The 17758-nt window shown below is 74.5% G+C and carries 14 protein-coding genes; 5 read left to right on the top strand and 9 right to left on the bottom strand.

The features are described 5' to 3' along the window. Positions 1–170: 170 nt before the first annotated feature. On the bottom strand, positions 171–572 hold the full coding sequence (locus tag ITX44_RS35125; RefSeq protein WP_205363135.1) for a MarR family winged helix-turn-helix transcriptional regulator: 402 nt from the start codon (positions 570–572) through the stop codon (positions 171–173). Positions 573–817: 245 nt separating this feature from the next. On the opposite strand from ITX44_RS35125, the gene ITX44_RS35120 reads away from it, so the two are divergent. The 3 genes from ITX44_RS35120 (at position 818) to ITX44_RS35110 (ending at position 4736) form a co-directional block, all read left to right on the top strand. Next, positions 818–1693: a nitroreductase/quinone reductase family protein gene (locus ITX44_RS35120; RefSeq protein ID WP_205363083.1), complete on the top strand. Its 876-nt coding sequence runs from the start codon at positions 818–820 to the stop codon at positions 1691–1693. Between the two features lie 156 nt (positions 1694–1849). Then, positions 1850–2914: a LacI family DNA-binding transcriptional regulator gene (locus tag ITX44_RS35115; protein WP_205363078.1), complete on the top strand. Its 1065-nt coding sequence runs from the start codon at positions 1850–1852 to the stop codon at positions 2912–2914. 397 nt (positions 2915–3311) lie between these two features. After that, positions 3312–4736, top strand: a complete 1425-nt coding sequence (locus ITX44_RS35110; RefSeq protein WP_205363070.1) for a glycoside hydrolase family 10 protein — start codon at positions 3312–3314, stop codon at positions 4734–4736. Between the two features lie 94 nt (positions 4737–4830). On the opposite strand, the gene nirD is transcribed toward ITX44_RS35110, so the two are convergent. The 3 genes from nirD to ITX44_RS35095 form a co-directional block, all read right to left on the bottom strand. After that, on the bottom strand, positions 4831–5190 hold the full coding sequence (gene nirD, locus ITX44_RS35105) for a nitrite reductase small subunit NirD (protein ID WP_372441074.1): 360 nt from the start codon (positions 5188–5190) through the stop codon (positions 4831–4833). Positions 5191–5270: 80 nt separating this feature from the next. Further along, a complete protein-coding gene (nirB, locus tag ITX44_RS35100) occupies positions 5271–7889 on the bottom strand; it encodes a nitrite reductase large subunit NirB (protein ID WP_205363068.1) in 2619 nt (872 codons plus the stop codon). Positions 7890–7891: 2 nt separating this feature from the next. Beyond that, complete coding sequence (locus ITX44_RS35095; RefSeq protein ID WP_205363067.1) at positions 7892–9220, bottom strand: NAD(P)/FAD-dependent oxidoreductase; 1329 nt, start codon at positions 9218–9220, stop codon at positions 7892–7894. A 180-nt stretch (positions 9221–9400) separates the two neighbouring features. On the opposite strand from ITX44_RS35095, the gene ITX44_RS35090 reads away from it, so the two are divergent. Together ITX44_RS35090 and ITX44_RS35085 are read left to right on the top strand one after the other, a co-directional pair. Further along, positions 9401–10120, top strand: coding sequence for an isochorismatase family protein (locus ITX44_RS35090; protein ID WP_205363065.1), 720 nt, complete (start codon positions 9401–9403; stop codon positions 10118–10120). Beyond that, a complete protein-coding gene (locus tag ITX44_RS35085; protein WP_205363063.1) occupies positions 10117–11031 on the top strand; it encodes a GlxA family transcriptional regulator in 915 nt (304 codons plus the stop codon). The genes ITX44_RS35090 and ITX44_RS35085 overlap by 4 nt, the downstream gene beginning before the upstream one ends. A gap of 61 nt (positions 11032–11092) precedes the next feature. Here the strand turns inward: ITX44_RS35085 and ITX44_RS35080 are convergent, their stop codons facing one another. The 5 genes from ITX44_RS35080 to ITX44_RS35060 all read right to left on the bottom strand — a co-directional run bounded on the left by ITX44_RS35080 (position 11093) and on the right by ITX44_RS35060 (position 17624). Continuing rightward, entirely contained in the window at positions 11093–11599 is a 507-nt protein-coding gene (locus ITX44_RS35080) for an OsmC family protein (protein ID WP_205363061.1), read from the bottom strand. A gap of 1 nt (position 11600) precedes the next feature. Further along, a complete protein-coding gene (locus tag ITX44_RS35075; RefSeq protein ID WP_205363059.1) occupies positions 11601–12233 on the bottom strand; it encodes a GntR family transcriptional regulator in 633 nt (210 codons plus the stop codon). Between the two features lie 82 nt (positions 12234–12315). Next, complete coding sequence (locus tag ITX44_RS35070) at positions 12316–14475, bottom strand: molybdopterin oxidoreductase family protein (protein ID WP_205363057.1); 2160 nt, start codon at positions 14473–14475, stop codon at positions 12316–12318. Positions 14476–14603: 128 nt separating this feature from the next. Beyond that, a complete protein-coding gene (locus ITX44_RS35065; RefSeq protein WP_205363133.1) occupies positions 14604–15446 on the bottom strand; it encodes a SanA/YdcF family protein in 843 nt (280 codons plus the stop codon). Positions 15447–15827: 381 nt separating this feature from the next. Then, positions 15828–17624: an amino acid adenylation domain-containing protein gene (locus ITX44_RS35060; RefSeq protein ID WP_205363056.1), complete on the bottom strand. Its 1797-nt coding sequence runs from the start codon at positions 17622–17624 to the stop codon at positions 15828–15830. Between the last annotated feature and the right edge of the window lie 134 nt (positions 17625–17758).

Below are 17758 nucleotides of genomic sequence, written 5' to 3'. Positions count from 1 at the left end.
ACCGGGCCGCGCCCGGCCCGCCGACGGAGGCCCACGCCCTGGGGCCAACCCTCACCGACCGGCGGACCCGGGTCGGCCCTGCCCCGCCGGGGGCGGCGCTTCGTGCGGAGGCGCCGCCCCCGGCTTTTCCGTGCGGTGATCCGGCCGGTTCGTACGGCGGCGGGAGCCGGTCAGTCGCTCGCGTCGAGGCCGTCCTCGTACGCCTGGAACGTACGGATGACGAGGGCGCGTTCGGCCGGGGTGAGGGGGGACAGGGCGCGGCGCCAGGCGCGGGCGCCGCGGGCGAGCCAGGAGTCGATGGCCGGGCGGTGGGCCGGGTCGATCGACACGATGGTGCGGCGGCGGTCGGTCGGGTCGGGGTCGCGGCGCAGGATGCCCTGGCGGGACAGGTCGCCGATCATCAGGCTGACCGTGGCTGGGGCGATCTCCAGGCGGGCGGCCAGCTCGTTGACCGACAGCGGGCCGTCGAACAGCAGGTACGAGAACAGCGACAGGTGACGCGGGGCCAGTGAGAAGTCCCGCAGTTCCGCCGGCACGCCCAGTCGCTTGACGCGTCCCACCATCCGCGGCATGAGCAGCAGCAACGTCCGGATCGCCTCGTCCACCTCCAGCCCCGGCCCGTCGGCCCCGGCTGTTCCTCCTGCGCCGGCCGAAGGCCCGCCCGCACCATCGAGCGGCCCACCCCCGCCGCTCGCTCTGCCCGTTCCGCCCCCGGTCCCGGTTGACACCCGCACCTCACCTCAATAGCTTTGTCATCAAAGGTATTTTGCCAGCAAAGCAAAGCCATTCCTGGTCGACGAGCCTACCGGAGGCACCCATGGCCGACTGGAACGCGCAGATCATCGAGGAGTTCCGGGCCCGCGGCGGCCGGGTCGCAGGCGCATTCGAGGGGGCCGACCTGCTGCTGCTCACCACCACGGGCGCACGCAGCGGGCGCCCGCACACCACCCCGCTGGCCTGCGCCCACGAGGACGGCCGGATCCTGGTGTTCGCCTCGAACGCCGGGGGCGACCGGCACCCGGCCTGGTACCGGAACCTGGTGGCCGACCCCCGGGTCCGGGTGGAGATCGCGGACTGCGCCGGGGGAGTGCGCACCCTGCCGGCCCGGGCCGTACCGCTGACCGGCGGCGAGCGGGACGAGGCGTACGCACGGCAGGCCGCGCGGGTGCCGGCGTACGGGGACTACGCCCGCCGCACCGACCGGGTGATCCCGGTGATCGCCCTCCACCCGCTGGACCTGACCCGGCCCGACCCCGAGCGCAACCACGCCGTCGCCCGTCAACTCGTGGCCGTGCACGCCACCCTGCGCCAACAGCTCGCCGCACTGCTCACCGGCGAGACCGGCTCCGTCCTCACCCCGGACGCACCCGGAGCCGCCCCCGCGCGGACCGGCGGCGACCTCGCCCTGCACTGCCTGGCCTTCTGCGACGCGCTCGGCTCCCACCACGCCACCGAGGAAGCCGTCCTGCCCTCCTTCGACACGGCCTTCCCGCACCTGGCGCCCGTCCTGGCCCGGCTGCGGGCCGAACACCGCCAGGTCGCGGCCGCGATCGCCGACCTGCGCGGCCTGCTCGCCGACCCGGGCGCCGACCCCGTCCTGCTGGCCCGGCGGATCGCGGAACTCGCCGCCGACACCGAGCGCCACTTCGCCTACGAGGAGGAACACCTGCTGGCCGCGCTGCTCGCCGGATGACGAAACCCGGGCCCGCGGCGGCCGCCGGGAAGGCGGGCCGGCGCCGCGGCATCGAATGTTCGGCAGATCTTTACGAATGTTTCTGGTCAGTGAACAGCGGTCTCCCGGGGGGCCGGGCCGTCGGCCGACGGGCACGGACGGGTTACGATCGCTGCCATGACTGCCACAAGCGTCCAGCCCCCGCAGGGTGACCAGCCGGAAAGCCCGCACGGCGCGGTCGGCGGGACGGCGACCCTGGCCGAGATCGCACGCGCCGCCGGGGTCTCGGCACCGACTGTTTCGAAGGTCCTCAACGGCCGCGGCGACGTCGCCCCGGCGACCCGCAGCAAGGTCGAGGAACTGCTGCGCCGCCACGGCTACCAGCGCCGCCGCGGCAGTGTGCAGCCGGCCCCGCTGATCGACCTGGTCTTCCACGAGCTGGAGAGCTCCTGGGCGATGGAGGTCATCCGCGGGGTGGAGAACGTCGCCCGTGACGAGGGTCTGAGTGTGGTGCTCTCGGAGTCCGCCGGCCGGCTCAGCCCCGGCCAGACCTGGGTGGACGGGGTGCTGGCCCGCCGCCCCACCGGGGTGATCCTGGTGCTGTCCGGCCTGGAGGCGGCCCAGCGGGCGCAGTTGACGAGCCGTGACATCCCCTTCGTGGTGCTCGACCCGGCCGGCGACCCGGGCGAGGACGTGCCGGCGATCGGCGCCACCAACTGGCAGGGCGGCGTGGCCGCCACCCGGCACCTGCTCGAACTCGGCCACCGCAGGATCGGCGTCATCGGCGGCCCCAGCGGCATCATGTGCAGTCGCGCCCGGATCGACGGCTACCGCGCCGCGCTGGAGACCGCCGGCATCGCCTTCGACCCCGACCTCGTCCGGCTCGGCACCTTCCACCACGAGGCCGGCTACGCCGAGGGGCTGGCGCTGCTGCGGATGCCCGACCGCCCCACCGCGATCTTCACCGGCAACGACATACAGGCGCTGGGGCTGTACGAGGCCGCGCGCGAGCTCGGCCTGCGGATTCCGCACCACGTGAGTGTCGTCGGCTTCGACGACCTGCCGGTGGCCCGCTGGATCAGCCCGCCGCTGACCACCGTGCGCCAGCCGCTGACCGAGATGGCCGAGGCCGCCGCCCGGCTGGTGGTGGACCTCAGCCGGGGCCGCCAGCCCAGCACGCTGCGGGTGGACCTGGCGACCCGGCTGGTGGAACGGGCCAGCAGCGCCGCCCCGCGGGACTGACGGCCGCCGGGCCCCGCGCCGCCCGCCTCCAACTGCCCCCCGCCTCGAGCCTCCGTCCCCTGCGAACCGCCCGCCCCGTACCGTCCGCACCGGCGACGGCCCGCCCCTCCCGTCCGCACCACGGACAGCCCGCCCCCGCCCGCGTGCCCCGGACCGTACGTCCGCACCGTACGTCCGGACCGATTCCCTCCGTATGGGAGCGCTCCCGCACCCCTGACCTGCGATGACTGTCAGAAGTGTTGACGTCCGAAAAGCGTGGCCGTAGGGTCTGCGCCGCAGTTCGGAATCTGTCCCGAAACATTCGGGCCGCGTTATCGGCGCCACCAGTTCCTCACCAGTTCCAATCCCCCACTTGGACCCCCACTTGGAGAGGCACCACCCGATGTTCTCGAAACGCATGCGCAGATCCGCCGTCGGCGGCTCCGCCGTAGCAATGCTCGCGGCCGCCGCCGCGCTCGTGTCGGTGACGATGCCGTCCGCGCACGCCGCCGACACGCCGCTGCGCACCCTGGCCGAGGCCAAGGGCATCTACATGGGCACCGCCCTGATGCAGAACGAACTCACCGGCATCTCGGCCTCGATCGCGGGCACCCAGTTCGACTCGGTGACCCCCGGCAACGAGATGAAGTGGGAGAGCGTCGAGCCCACCCGCGGCACCTACAACTGGGGCCCGGCCGACCAGATCGTCAGCTTCGCCCAGGCGAACAACATGCAGGTTCGCGGCCACAACCTGGTGTGGCACAGCCAGTTGCCGAGCTGGCTGACCTCGGGGAGCTTCACCAACCAGCAGCTCCACGACATCATGATCAAGCACGTCACGGACGAGGTCACCCACTTCAAGGGCAAGGTCGTCCACTGGGACGTGGTCAACGAGCCGTTCAACGAGGACGGCACCTTCCGCTCCGACCTCTGGTACAACCAGCTCGGCTCGTCCTACATCGCCGACGCCCTCACCGCGGCGCGCGCGGCCGACCCCAACGCGAAGCTCTACATCAACGACTACAACGTCGAGGGCGAGAACGCGAAGAGCAACGGCCTGTACAACCTGGTCAAGTCGCTGAAGCAGCAGGGCGTCCCGATCGACGGCGTCGGCTTCCAGGCACACTTCATCCTGGGCCAGGTGCCCTCCGACTTCAAGGCGAACCTCCAGCGCTTCGCCGACCTCGGCGTCGACGTGGCGGTCACCGAACTCGACGTGCGGATGCAGACCCCCGCCGACTCCACCAAGCTCCAGCAGCAGGCGAACGACTACACCGCGGTCATGAACGACTGCCTGGGCGTCACCCGCTGCGTGGGCGTGACCGTGTGGGGCTTCAACGACGCCACCTCCTGGGTGCCCAGCACCTTCCCGGGCCAGGGCGCGGCCACCCCGTACGACGAGAACTACCAGCCCAAGCCGGCCTACTACGCCATCCAGGCCGCGCTGGGCGGCAACGGCACGCCGCCCACCACCCCGCCGACCAGCCCGCCCACGACCCAGCCGAGCACCCCGCCGCCCGGTGGCAACTGCGCGGTCACCTACGGCGTCAACCAGTGGAACACCGGCTTCACCGCCAACATCACGGTGAAGAACACCGGTTCCGCGCCGATCAGCGGTTGGACGCTCACCTGGAACCAGGCCTCCGGCACCCAGACGGTCACCCAGGCGTGGAACGCCACGGTCACCAAGAGCGGCACCGCGTACACCGCGAAGAACCTGTCCTACAACGGCGCCATCGCCGTGGGCGCCTCCACCAGCTTCGGCTTCAACGCCGACTGGTCCGGGTCGAACCCGACGCCGACCGGGTTCGCCCTCAACGGCGGGGCCTGCACGGTGAGCTGAGCCCCCCACCGGCCCCCACGGCCGCCGCTGAAGACACGGCCGACCCGGGCCCGCCCGGGTCGGCCCGGGTCGGCCGCCGCGCGTCATCGGGGGGTCAGACCACCCGCACCGCGAACGCCGCCACCGTCGCCTCGTCGTCGTCCAGGCACCGCCCGTCCGCCAGGTCGAAGCGCTGCTTGAGCAGCGGCGAGGCGACGTACGGCCGCCCGCCCGCGGTCCCCAGCAGGCCGTGGCACAGCACCCCGGCGCCGGTGAACGGGTCCACGTTGCCGATCGCGTACAGCGCGCCCGTCCGGTCGCGGAACAGCGCGGCCTGCCCGCCGTCGGGCAGCAGGACCGCCACCCCGCGGCCGGCCTCCAGCCGCCCGGCCGCGCACACCGCGAACCAACCCTGCCCGGTGAGCAGTTCGACCGTGCCGGACGCCACAGCCGTACCTTCCGCCGCGGCAGGCACCACCGTCGTACCTTCCACTGCTGTCGACGCCACCGCCGTACCTCCCGCCGCCGTCCCCGGCATCCCGTACTCCTCGCCGCTCATGCCGTCACCGCCTCCGAAAGCGAAGCGTCCACGACCTGGGGCACCGGCATCAGCACCGGCTCCGGCCGGATCTGCCCGCGCTCCTCGACGAAGCGGACCGTCGGGTCGGGCGTGCCCGGCGCGTTGACGAAGGACACGAACCGGGCCAGGCGTTCCGGGTCGTCCAGGGTGTCGGCCCACTCGTCCCGGTAGCCCGCCACGTGCGCGGCCATCAGCTCCTCCAGCTCCGCGCAGATGCCCAGCGAGTCGTGCACCACCACGTCCCGTACGTGGTCCAGGCCGCCGGACACGCGCTCGAGCCACACGCTGGTGCGCTCCAGCCGGTCGGCGGTGCGGATGTAGTACATGAGGAACCGGTCGATCAGCCGCACGAGTTCGGCGTCCGAGAGGTCCTTGGCCAGCAGGTCGGCGTGCCGCGGGGTGGCACCGCCGTTGCCGCCGACGTACAGGTTCCAGCCGTTCGCGGTGGCGATCACCCCGAAGTCCTTGCTCTGTGCCTCCGCGCACTCCCGCGCGCACCCCGACACCGCCGACTTCAGCTTGTGCGGCGAGCGCAGGCCGCGATAGCGCAGCTCCAGCCGGATCGCCATCCGTACGCTGTCCTGCACGCCGTAACGGCACCAGGTGGACCCGACACAGGACTTCACGGTGCGCAGCGCCTTGCCGTAGGCGTGGCCGGACTCGAAGCCGGCGTCCACCAGGCGGGTCCAGATCTGCGGCAGTTGCTCTACCCGGGCGCCGAACATGTCGATCCGCTGGCCGCCGGTGATCTTGGTGTAGAGGCCGAAGTCGCGGGCCACCTCGCCGAGCACGATCAGCTTCTCCGGGGTGATCTCGCCGCCGGGGATGCGCGGCACCACCGAATAGGACCCGTTCTTCTGCATGTTGGCCAGGAAGTGGTCGTTGGTGTCCTGCAACGCGGCCTGCTCGCCGTCCAGCACGTGCACGCTCGCGCCGATCGCCGGGGCCAGCGACGCCAGGATCGAGGCGACGGCCGGCTTGCAGACCTCGCAGCCCTCGCCGCCCCGCGCGCCCTCCCGGCCGTGCCGGTCCAGCAGGTCGCGGTAGGAGGTGACGCGCAGCGCGAGCACGATCTCGTACAGCTCCGCGCGGGTCTGCGCGAAGCAGCCGCACAGCCCCTTGTCCACCGCGACGCCGGACGCCTCCAGCTCGGCGTCCACCAGCTGGCCGAGCACCTTGACGCAACTGCCGCAGCCCGTCCCGGCCCTGGTGCACTTCTTGACCTCCGGCACGTTCGTGCAGGAGTGCTCGGTGACCGCCGCCCGGATCGCGCCCTTGGTGACGTTGTGGCAACTGCACACCACCGCGTCGTCCGGCAGCGCGGCCGGCCCGAGGGCGGCGGGCGCCCCGGCCCCGGCGGGCAGCACCAGGTCGCCCGGCGCGACCGGCGGCACGGTACCGGTCAGCGGGCGCAGCACCCCGTACGACTCGCAGTCGCCGACCAGAACACCGCCGAGCAGGGTGCCGTCCGCGCCGATCACCAGCTTGCGGTACACCCCGGAGCGCGAGTCGGCGTACACCACGTCGAGCGCGCCCTCCGCGGCGCCGTGCGCGTCGCCGAAGCTGGCCACGTCCACGCCGAGCAGCTTCAGCTTGGTGGAGGTGTCCGCGCCGGTGAAGGAGCCGGTCTCGCCGGCTATCGCCTTCGCGGCGGTCGCGGCCATCTCGTTGCCCGGCGCGACCAGCCCGTACACCCGGCCGTCCACCGCCTGCGCGCACTCGCCGATCGCGAACACCGCCGGGTCCTCGGTACGGCAGGAGGCGTCGACCACGATCCCGCCGCGCTGCCCCACCGGCAGCCCGCAGTCCCGGGCCAGGTCGTCGCGCGGCCGCACTCCGGCGGAGAAGACCACCAGGTCGGCGGCGAGCGCCGAACCGTCGGACAGCGCCATCCCGGTCACCCGTCCGTCCGGCCCGGTGGTGACCTCCTGGGTGCCGACGCCGGTGTGCACCCGCACCCCGAGCCCCTCGACGGCGCGCCGCAGCGCCTGCCCGCCGCCGTCGTCCACCTGCACCGGCATCAGCCGCGGCGCGAACTCCACCACGTGCGTCTCCAGGCCGAGGCCGCGCAGCGCGCCCGCCGCCTCCAGGCCCAGCAGGCCGCCGCCGACCACCGCGCCGCACGCGGACCGCGCCGCGTACTCCTCGATCGCCCGCAGGTCCTCGATGGTGCGGTAGACGAAGCAGCCCTCCGCGTCCTTGCCGGGCACCGGCGGCACGAACGGGTACGAGCCGGTGGCCAGCACCAGCGTGTCGTAGCGCACGGTCCGCCCGGAGCGGGACGTGACCGTGCGCGCGGCCCGGTCCACCGCCGTCGCCGGGTCGCCGACGTGCAGCTCGATGCCGTGCCGGGCCATGAAGCCGTCCTCGACCAGCGACAGCTCCTCGGGGGTACGGCTCTCGGTGAAGTACGAGGTCAGGTGCACGCGGTCGTACGCCGGGCGCGGCTCCTCGCACAGCACGACCACCCGGGCCCGCTCGGTCACCTTGCGCTCGGCCAGCTCCTCCAGGAACCGCTGGCCGACCATCCCGTGACCGACCAGCACGATCGTGTGCGCCGGGGGCACCGCCGCTTCGGTGGGGCTCGCAGCCATGCTCAGAAACCTCCGTCGTCGGTGAGCAGATGAATCAGGGGGGCGGAGGGCAGCGGCTCGTCGCCCTCCCATGCGCGGGCGACCGCGCCGACCGCGGCCAGGTCGCCGAGCAGGACGCCCCCGGCCAGCCGGTCGCCGCGGACGACGACCTTCCGGTACGAGCCGCGGGTCGCGTCGGTCAGGTGCAGCACGTCGTCGCCGGGCAGCGGGCTGACCTCGCCGAAAGCGGCCAGGTCCAGCGCGGGCCCGGGGGCGGTTCCGGCCACGGGGGGCCGGGCGGGGGTGAGGGTGAGCCGGGTCAGGGCGCGGGTGCCGGTGTAGCGGGGGCCGGCCAGGGGCGCCTCGCGGGTGCCCAGCGCCTCCGCGGCCAGCACCTGGGCCAGCACGTCCGCCTGGTCGCGGGCCGCGCCGGCCAGCCCGTACACCGTGCCCGCGTGCTGCGCGCAGTCCCCGGCCGCGAAGACCGCCGGGTCGGACGTGCGCAACTGGTCGTCCACCACGACGCCCTTGGCGACGGCGATCCCGGCGGCCTCGGCGAGGCCGACCCGGGGCCGTACCCCGCAGGCCAGGACGACCAGGTCGGCGTCCAGCCGGTAGCCGTCGGCGAGTTCGACCGCGCGCACGGTACGGGCCGGGCCGTCGTCGGCCGTGAGCACGCCGCGCACCCGGCACGAGGTGTGGACCTCGACGCCCTGGGCCGTCAGGTGGGTGTGCAGCAGCGCGGCGGCCTGCGCGTCCAGGTGGCGGTCCATGAGGTGCTCGCCCTGCTGGGCGACCACCACCTGGGCGCCGCGGGCGGCGAGCGCCTGGGCCGCGCTCACCCCGAGCAGGCCGCCGCCCACCACCACCGCCCGCACGCCCGGCCGTACCGCCGCGGACAGCGCCAGGCAGTCGTCCATGGTGCGGAAGGCGTGCACCCCGGCGGGCAGGTCGTGGTCCCCGGGGCGGAACAGCCCGCGCAGCGGCGGCAGTACGGGGTTGGCGCCGGTGGCCAGCACCAGCCGGTCCCAGCTCAGCACCGACCCGTCGTCGCAGTGCAGCAGGCGCTCGTCGCGGTCCAGCCGGACCGCGCGGGCGCTGACCAGGCGACCGGGCGCGGGCAGCGCGACCTGCTCCGGGCGCAGCCGTCCGGCCAGCACCTCGGCGAGCAGCACCCTGTTGTACGGGCGGTGCGGCTCCTCCGCGACCAGCGTGACGTGGATCCGATCGCCGTCCGTTCGTCCGCCGGGGGCGCCCGCGAGGGCATGCGGTCCAGGGAGGGCGTGCGGCTGCCCGAGCCGGTGCGCGAGCCGTGCCCCCGCCATTCCGCCGCCGACCACCACGATGTCCATGACTGCGAGGGTGCGCGGGCGCTGTTTCCCGCCCGCATCCCCGCCATTACCCGGGAGCAACGGTGCGCTCATCGCGGCGGGGGAGCAGGTGTGAGCGGGCCGCGTCCCCTGACCGGATCGTTCCGGAGCGGGGCACGATCGGGCCTGGCCGGCGGCGGGCGGCCGGGCCAGGATCGGGCCATGAGCGACGACACCGTATCCCGTACGCCGTCCGGAGAGCCGACCCGTACGCCGTCCCCAGCGCCGTCTCCCGCGCCCACCCCTGCCTCGTCCCCTGCCTCGTCCCCTGCCTCAACCCCCGCGATCCCGCCGGCCGGCGCCACCGCCCTGCTGGTCATCGACGTCCAGGAGTCCTTCCGGCAGCGCGAGAGCTGGGCCCACGCCTCCGACCCCGAGGTGGCCGCTCAGGTGGCGAAGCTGGTCGACTTCGCCCGCGAGCGCGGCGACCTGGTGGTGTGGGTGCTGCACTCAGAGGCCGGCACCGGCACCGTCTTCGACCCGGCGCTCGGCCACGTCCGGCTGATCGAGCCGCTGGCGGTCGGAAACGGCGAGCCGGTCGTCACCAAGACCTCGCACAACGCCTTCACCACCACCAACCTCCAGCAGATCCTCACCGAACATGGCATCCGCGCCCTGATCACCTGCGGCATCCGGACCGAGCAGTGCGTGGAGACCACCACCCGGCTCGCCTCCGACCTCGGTTACGACGTCACCTTCGTGCTGGACGCGACCGCCACCGAGCCCGTGCCGGACCCGGACGCGCCGGACGGCCGCCCGTACGCCGAGGTGCTCGCCGACCCGCGCACCCTGTGGCCGGCCGACATCGTGGAGCGCACCCGCTACGCTCTGGCCGGACGCTTCGCCACCGTCACCACAGTCAAGGAGCTGACCGGATCGTGACCCGGGTGGTCTTCCTGCTCGTTCCCCGGCTGCACCTGCTCGACCTCGCCGGGCCGGCCCAGGTCTTCTCGACGGCCGCCGACCAGGGGCTCGGGTACGAGCTGGAGTACGTGGCCGAGCAGGAGGACGTGCCCACCGCGCAGGGCCTGCCGCTGCGGGCGTCGGCGGCGCTGCCGGGCCTGGCCGCCGACGACCTGGTCGTCGTGCCCGGCTGGCGGTCCCGCTCGCTGCGCGACAACGGCCGGCTCGCCCCCGCCACCCTGGACTGGCTGCGCGCCCACCACGAACGCGGCGGCACGGTGGCCTCGGTCTGCGCCGGCGCCGACGCGCTCGGCCGGGCCGGCCTGCTGGACGGCCGCCGCTGCACCACCCACCACGACGTCCAGGACGAACTCGCCCGCACCTACCCGCTGGCCACGGTGATCCGCGACGTGCTGTACGTGGTGGACGGCCGGGTCGTCACCTCCGCCGGCATCGCGTCCGGGATCGACCTGGCCCTCCACCTGGTCGCGGTGCGGCACGGGCCGGGCGCCGCCGCCCGCGCCGCCCGGCAGATGGTGGTCTACGCCCGCCGCAATGGTGACGAGCAGCAGGCCAGCGCCATGCTGCGGCGCCGCGCGCACCTGAGTGACGCGGTCCACCGCGCCCAGGACCTCATCGACGCCCGCTTCTCCGAGCGCCTCGCCCTGGCCGATCTCGCCGCGGCCACCGGCGTCAGCGAACGCACCCTCACCCGCCGCTTCGCCGCCTCCACCGGCCTGACCCCACTGCGCTACCAGCAGGAGTTGCGCATCGAGCGCGCCGAGCACCTGATCACCCAGGGCGCGACCCACGAATCCGCGGCCCGCGCGGTGGGCTTCCAGGACGCGCGCATGCTGCGGCGGCTGCGGGCGAGGCAGGCGCTGGCCTGAGGCGTACGTCTTCCCGAGCCGCGGCTCTAGGGCCGGGTCCGGGTGCCGGGAGCGGCCTTCGTCAGCCTTCCGCCGGGCGGACCGGGCCGCCCGGTCGGACCGTCACCTCGGGCTCGTGGCCCACCGGGAAGTTCACCGAGCTCGCGATGAAGCACAGCCGGTGGGCGTCCTCGTGCAGGGCGACGGCCTTCTCCGCCATCGACGGCTCCGCGACCTCGACCCGCGGCCGCAGCACGACGCCGGTGAACCGGCCGCCGCCGTCCCCGGTCTCCGTCATGGTGCCGGCCGCCCGGTCGGTGTACGCGGTCACCACCACGCCGTTGACCGCGCAGGCGTGCAGGTACGACAGCATGTGGCACTGCGACAGCGCCGCGAGCAGCAACTGCTCGGGATTCCAGCGGTCCGCGTCGCCCCGGAAGTGCGGGTCGGAGGAGCCGGCGATGGGCGCCGGACCGTCCGCGCCGACCTCGTGGGTGCGCCGGTACGAGCGGTACGAGTCGGTGCCCGTGCCGAGGTTCCCGGTCCACACGACCTCGGTCTCGTACGTGTGCTGCCTGGCGGAGGGCATGTCAGTGGTCTCCTTCCCCGAGGGTGTCGCGTACGTGTGCGCGCGCGACCGCGGCGGCGTCGTCCGGCCGGCCCTCGCGTATCGCGGCCAGCAGGTCCCGGTGCTGGCTGTTGACCTGCGCGGGCCGGTGCGGCGGCGACAGGGTCGCCCGGGTGGAGACCATGATCTGGTCCCACAGCCGGTCCAGCGCCTCGAGCGCCACCGGATTGCCGGCCAGGCCCGCGATCCGGCGGTGGAACCGGCGGTTGTACGCCACCGCCGCCGCGAACCGGCCGGCCAGCGTCGCGGCTTCCGCCTGCTCGGCCTCGCGGGTGAGATCGGCCAGGTCGGCCGGGGCGATCCGGCCCTCGGCCTGGCGCCGCGCGGCGAGTTCGGCGGTGAGCGCCTCCAGCGCCGAGCGCACCTCGTAGGCATGACGCAGTGACTCGCGGTCCAGGGCCACCACCTGTACCCCACGCCCGGCGGACCGTACGAGTCCGTCGGCCACCAGCGCGCGGAACGCCTCCCGTACCGGGGTGCGGCTCATCGCCAGCGACGCGGCCACCTCGGTCTCGGTCAGTCGCTGGCCGGGCGCGTAGGCGCCGTCGACGATCAGGGCGCGCAGGCGCGCGAGGGCGGAATCGGTCTGCTGCACACAGGCGAGGGTAGTGCGGGTGAGACTTTGCATGCAATGCATGCAGCGTATGCAACTGGGGGGTTGTGTCGGCTCCCGCTGCTCAGGCCCGTTCGACCCGTACTGCGCACACCTTGAACTCCGGCATCCGGGACGCCGGGTCCAGCGCCGGGTTGGTGAGGGTGTTCGCGCGGCCCTCGCCCGGCCAGTGGAAGGGCATGAACACCGTGTCCGGGCGGATCGCCGCCGACACCCGGGCGGGCGCCACCGCGCGGCCCCGCCGGCTGGTCACGGCCAGCCGATCGCCGTCGGCCACGCCCAGCTTCTCCGCCAACCGCGGGTGGAGCTGGACGAAGGGGCCGGGCGCGGCGTCGTTCAGCTCCCGCACCCGCCGGGTCTGCGCTCCCGACTGGTACTGGGCCAGCACCCGCCCGGTGGTCAGGTAGTACGGGTACTCCGCCGACGGCTCCTCCGCGGCCGGCCGGTGCTCGACCGGCGCGAACCTTGCCCGGCCGTCCGGCGTGGCGAACCGCTGCAGGAACAACCGCGGCGTCCCGTCCTCCGCCGTCTCGGCCCCGGCCGCCGGTTCCGTTCCCGGGCCCGCCCCTGTCGCCGTATCCGATCCGGGTTCCGTTTCCGGTGCCGGGCACGGCCAGAACACGCCATCGCTCGCGGCGATCCGGTCGTAGGTGATGCCGGAGTAGTCTGCGGGGCCGCCCGCCGAGGCCTGGCGCAATTCGGTGAAGACCTCCTCCGGGTCGGCCGGGAAACTGTTCTCCCAGCCGAGCCGCGCGGCCAGTCCGCTGATCACCTCCAGATCGGAGCGCACCCCGGCCGGCGGGTCGATCGCCTTGCGGCGCAGGATCACCCTGCCCTCCAGGTTGGTGGTGGTGCCGGTCTCCTCGGCCCACTGGGTGACCGGCAGGACCACGTCGGCCAGTTGGGCGGTCTCGGAGAGCACCACGTCGCACACCGCGAGGAAGTCCAGCGCCGCAAGCCGCTCGGTCACGTGCCCGGCCCGGGGCGCGGACACCACCGGGTTGGAGCCCATCACCAGCAGGGCCTTGATGTCCCGGCCGAGCGCGTCGAGCAGTTCGTACGCGCTCCGGCCCGGCCCCGGCAGGTCCTGCGGGTCCACACCCCACACCCCCGCCACGTACGCCCGCGCCGCCGGGTCGTCCAGCTTGCGGTACCCCGGCAACTGGTCCGCCTTCTGGCCGTGTTCCCGCCCGCCCTGGCCGTTGCCCTGCCCGGTCAGGCAGCCGTAGCCCGACAGCGGCCGCCCGGCCCGGCCGGTGGCCAGGCACAGGTTGATCCACGCGCCGACCGTGTCCGTCCCCTTCGACTGCTGCTCGGGGCCGCGCGCGGTGAGCACGATCGACTCCGGGGCGTCGCAGAACATCGCCACGGCCCGGCGCAGTTGCGGCACCGGCACCCCCGTGATCCGCTCCACCAGTTCCGGCCAGTGCGCCATCACCCCGGGCAGCGTTTCCTCCCAGCCGCTGGTGCGCGACGCGATGAACTCCTCGTCCAGCCGCCCCTCGGTCACCACCAGGTGCAGCAGGCCGAGCGCCAGCGCCAGGTCCGTGCCCGGGCGCGGCTGGAGGTGCAGGTCGGCCTGCTCGGCGGTCCGGGTCCGGCGCGGGTCCACCACGATCAGGGTGCCGCCGTTCTCCTTCAGCTCGGTCAGCCAGCGCAGCGCCGGCGGCATGGTGTCGGCCAGGTTCGAGCCGACCAGGATCACGCACCCGGTCCGCGCCACGTCCGCCAGCGGGAACGGCAGCCCCCGGTCCAGCCCGAACGCCCTGTTCTGCGCCATCGCCGCCGACGACATGCAGAACCGGCCGTTGTAGTCGATCTGCGAGGTCCGCAGCGCCACCCGGGCGAACTTGCCCAGCGCGTACGCCTTCTCGTTCGTCAGCCCGCCGCCGCCGAACACCGCCACCGCGTCCCGCCCGTGCCGGGCCCGGGCCCGCAGCAGGCCCTCGGCCACCCGGTCCAGCGCCTCCTGCCACGACGCGGCCCGCAGCTGTCCGTCCGCGTCCCGCACCAGCGGCTCGCTCAGCCGCACCGCCCCCGACAGCACCTCCGCCGACGTCCGCCCCTTCCCGCACAGCGCGCCCCGGTTCACCGGAAAGGCCCGCTCGACCACCTCCGGCAGCGCCCCGCTCCCCACCCGCAGCGTCATCCCGCACTGCAACGCGCAGTACGGGCAGTGCGTGTCCACGTCCGTCGCCGCCACGTCGCCCACCGCTGTCGTCATGCCCCCACCCTGGGTGACCTGTGTTTCCCCGGGCTCCCGCGCCGATTACGCGGCGGGCACGAGGGGCTCATCGAGGAGGGGGCGGTGGTGTGAGGGGCGGTGGCGTGACGGGCGGGGCCCGCCCGCCGTCACCCGCCGGAGCCGGAGCTCGGGCCTCCGGCCCGGGCAGGGGCGGCGGCAGGGGAAGCCAGGGCGCGGGTCACCCCGTTCTCGCGCGGCCCGAGGAATGTGGGATTCGGCTTGACCACCACGTCCAGCGCCGCCTTGTCCGCGGCGAGCACTTCCCGCAGCCCGCCCGCGTACCAGGTCAGGTCATGCGGCTCGTCCACCCCCACCCCGTACGCGTCGATCCCCGCCGCCTCGCACAACGCCAGCGCCCTGCGTATGTGGAACCCCTGGCTGATCAGCACCGCCCGGTCCACCCCGAAGATCCGCCGGGCCCGGTCGCACGAGTCCCAGGTGTCGAACCCGGCGTAGTCCAGCACCACCTTTCCGGCGGGCACCCCGTGAGCCGTCAGGTACGTCCGCATCGCCCCCGGCTCGTTGTACGACGTCTTGCTGTTGTCGCCCGTGACCAGTACCACCTTCACCTTTCCCGCCGCGTAGAGCCGTGCCGCCGCGTCCAGCCGGTGCGCCAGATACGGCGACGGCCGCCCGTCCCACAACCCCGCGCCGAACACCACGGCCACCGGCTCGCTCGGCACATCCGCCTCCGACCGCAACCGCCCACCCCCGCTCACCTGCAACCACATCGCGGGCAGCAACGCCACCACGCACACCACCACCGCCCACCGCACCAACCGCCGCCACCCCCGCACCGTCCGCGGCAGCCTCGGCCGCAGCCGCGATGCCCTCCGGGCCCAGGGCGATTTCCTGGCCGGGGTCCCCGTCCCTTCCGCCACCACCAACTCCGCCGGTTCCGGTTGCCCCGCTCGGCCACGGAGCACCGTCCCCCGCAGCCGTGCCCGCATCCCTACGAGCCAGGTGAACCCTCGCACGCGTCCCCCTCCGTCCTTCCCGTCCCGCCCCACACAGCCCCCTCACCGACCCGATCCGAGCCGAAGCCGCGGCACCCGACATCCCGGCACCCCACGACGCACGACCCGCCACCGCGCCGCCCCGGACCGGAACGGCTCCGCATCCAGGCCGGGTTCGGTCCTGGACCACCTTGCACCTCCAGGACCTGCGTCCTCAGTGATCGACGCCGGAGCACTGTCCGCCGGTTGCCGTCCACGCGTGGGACGTGAACCCGGGCGGGGCTGGACCGCCACGAACCGATCTGACCAGGGCCGGTCGTGGCCCGACCCGGACGAGCCGAGGCTCGCGCCCTTCGGTAACCGCCGCGGACCCGGTCAGTCCGCCGCCTCCCACGCCTCGGCCGTGAACTCCCGTGCGGTGGCTCCCACGTACACCGCCGCGGTCAGCCAGGCGAGGGCGAAGGCGTCCGGGTCGGCCGGGAGCATGGTGCCGAGAGCGTCGGCGTGGCGGGCGCGGGTGGCGGTGGTGAGGGCGTCGGCGCAGGCCGCGGCGGTGGGGAGGCCGGCCGCTCGCAGGCGCCGGGGGAGTCCGGGGTCGGCCGCCGCCGCGGCGACGGCTCGGCCGCCCAGCGCGGTGCGCGCCACCGTACGGCTCAGCAGGTCCCACTCCACCGGGGGCAGCGCCAGCGGCCGGCCGGCCACTGCACGCGGCCCGTCTGCACCGCCGCCGAGGCGCCCGGGTATCAGGCGTTCCAGGCCGAGGTCCACCGGTTCGCCGCCCGCAGGGCACAGCGCCAGTGCGGCCACACCGGCCGGGCGGTCGGGCACCAGGCGGGCGATCAGCCGTATCGTCGCGCCTCGCCGGCCGGCCAGTGCCCGCAGGTTCGCGGTGTAGGGCAACTCGGGCCGCTCGTCCGGGGAGTGCAGGATCACCACCGGGCCGAGGACGTCCTCGACGGCGGAGCCGGGACCGGGGTGGACGGCGAGCGCGGGCAGGCCGCCCAGGGAGGTGACCGTGCCGGTGAGGAACAGCAGGTCACCCCCGGCCGGGCGGTCGTCCACGGGCTCGGCCTGCCAGGCCAGCGCCGCCCTGACCTGCGCCGCGACCGGACGCGCCCACAACCCGTCGAGCGGGGCCTGCTCCCACCCCGCGCCCGTGGCGGCCACCGACCGCACCGAGGCGCCGCCGCCGACCCTGCCGTCCCCGGTCAGAGTGGTCCCGGTCACGATCAGCCCGCCGCCCCGGCCGAGTTGACGCAGGCTCAGCGCCGCCCCGCCCGGCACCCGAGCCCCCGCCGAGGGTGCCACCCGCTCCGGGCCGCCCGGCTGGACCACCGAGACGCTCCGTATCGCGCCCTCCCCGGTGACCGCGTAGGCGGTCGCGCCGGCGTACCCGGAGGCCGTGACCACCGGCTCGGTGAACAGGCCGTACAGCCGCAGCGATCCGGCCTGCTCGTACGTCCTGCGGGCCGTGCCCACCGCCTCCCGGGCCGCCGCCGCGTCCTCCGCCTCCCGTACCGTCCGCGCCTCGTCCAGCAGGGCCGCCAGGTCCTGCGTCAACTCGCCCAGCCGGAAGGCGCTGTCCCCCTCCCGCGCCTCCGCCAGCCGCCGGGCCACCCGTACGGCGCTGGCCGCCGGCCGGTGCAGGCCCGCCAGACGGGCGGCGTGCGCGGCGTGCAGCAGTGCGGCCCGGGCGAGGGACGCCGCGGCCGCCCCCGCGCACAGCGCCGCAACCCCCGCGTCCCACAGCGCCGCAGCCGCTCCGCGCTGAGCCGCCGGCACCTGTTCCGCGGCCGACGGGTCGCCCTCCGCGAGCCGGTCCTCGGCCTCCCCCTCGGTACGGGCTTCCACCGCTGCCTGCTCCGGCCCCGGCGTCGCCTCGGCCAGCGGGGCGATGCTCAGCACGGCCGCCCGGTGCAGGCAGGCGGGTGCCAGCAGGCACGAGCAGGTCACCGCCTCCCCGTCCGTGACCGTCCCGCCGGGGCCCGGCCGGAGCAGCACCGCGGTCTCGTCGTCCACCGCGACCCGTACGGACCCCTCGTCCCCCTCGGACACCGCCCAACTCCGGGCCTTGTCCACCACCCCCTCGAGCCTCTTCCGCAGCCGTGCGGGCAGCAATTCCACCGCCCCGGCCGCGACCGCCGCCTCCACCGGCGGCACCCGCACCCCCATCGCCCCGTACCTCCCCGTGTCCTTCCCCTTGCCCGCGCACACATCGGCCTCAGCCCGCGCAGGGCCCTTCCCCCCGGGGCCTCACCCCCGGCTTCCTCACCTGCCGACCATCGAACCACGCCCCACTGACAATC

The sequence above is a fragment of the Actinacidiphila acididurans genome (genome assembly GCF_016918855.1).
In the GTDB taxonomy this organism is placed as follows: Bacteria; Actinomycetota; Actinomycetes; order Streptomycetales; family Streptomycetaceae; genus Actinacidiphila; species Actinacidiphila acididurans.
The sequence above is the reverse complement of the archived record's forward strand: the minus strand, read 5'-3'. Positions and strand labels throughout refer to the sequence as shown.

Coding starts and splice junctions, on each gene's coding strand:
- ITX44_RS35125 (WP_205363135.1), bottom strand. CDS start 572: ATGCCGCGGATGGTGGGACGCGTCAAGCGACTGGGCGTGCCGGCGGAA.
- ITX44_RS35120 (WP_205363083.1), top strand. CDS start 818: ATGGCCGACTGGAACGCGCAGATCATCGAGGAGTTCCGGGCCCGCGGC.
- ITX44_RS35115 (WP_205363078.1), top strand. CDS start 1,850: ATGACTGCCACAAGCGTCCAGCCCCCGCAGGGTGACCAGCCGGAAAGC.
- ITX44_RS35110 (WP_205363070.1), top strand. CDS start 3,312: ATGCGCAGATCCGCCGTCGGCGGCTCCGCCGTAGCAATGCTCGCGGCC.
- nirB (WP_205363068.1), bottom strand. CDS start 7,889: ATGGCTGCGAGCCCCACCGAAGCGGCGGTGCCCCCGGCGCACACGATC.
- ITX44_RS35095 (WP_205363067.1), bottom strand. CDS start 9,220: ATGGACATCGTGGTGGTCGGCGGCGGAATGGCGGGGGCACGGCTCGCG.
- ITX44_RS35090 (WP_205363065.1), top strand. CDS start 9,401: ATGAGCGACGACACCGTATCCCGTACGCCGTCCGGAGAGCCGACCCGT.
- ITX44_RS35080 (WP_205363061.1), bottom strand. CDS start 11,599: ATGCCCTCCGCCAGGCAGCACACGTACGAGACCGAGGTCGTGTGGACC.
- ITX44_RS35070 (WP_205363057.1), bottom strand. CDS start 14,475: ATGACGACAGCGGTGGGCGACGTGGCGGCGACGGACGTGGACACGCAC.
- ITX44_RS35065 (WP_205363133.1), bottom strand. CDS start 15,446: ATGCGGGCACGGCTGCGGGGGACGGTGCTCCGTGGCCGAGCGGGGCAA.
- ITX44_RS35060 (WP_205363056.1), bottom strand. CDS start 17,624: ATGGGGGTGCGGGTGCCGCCGGTGGAGGCGGCGGTCGCGGCCGGGGCG.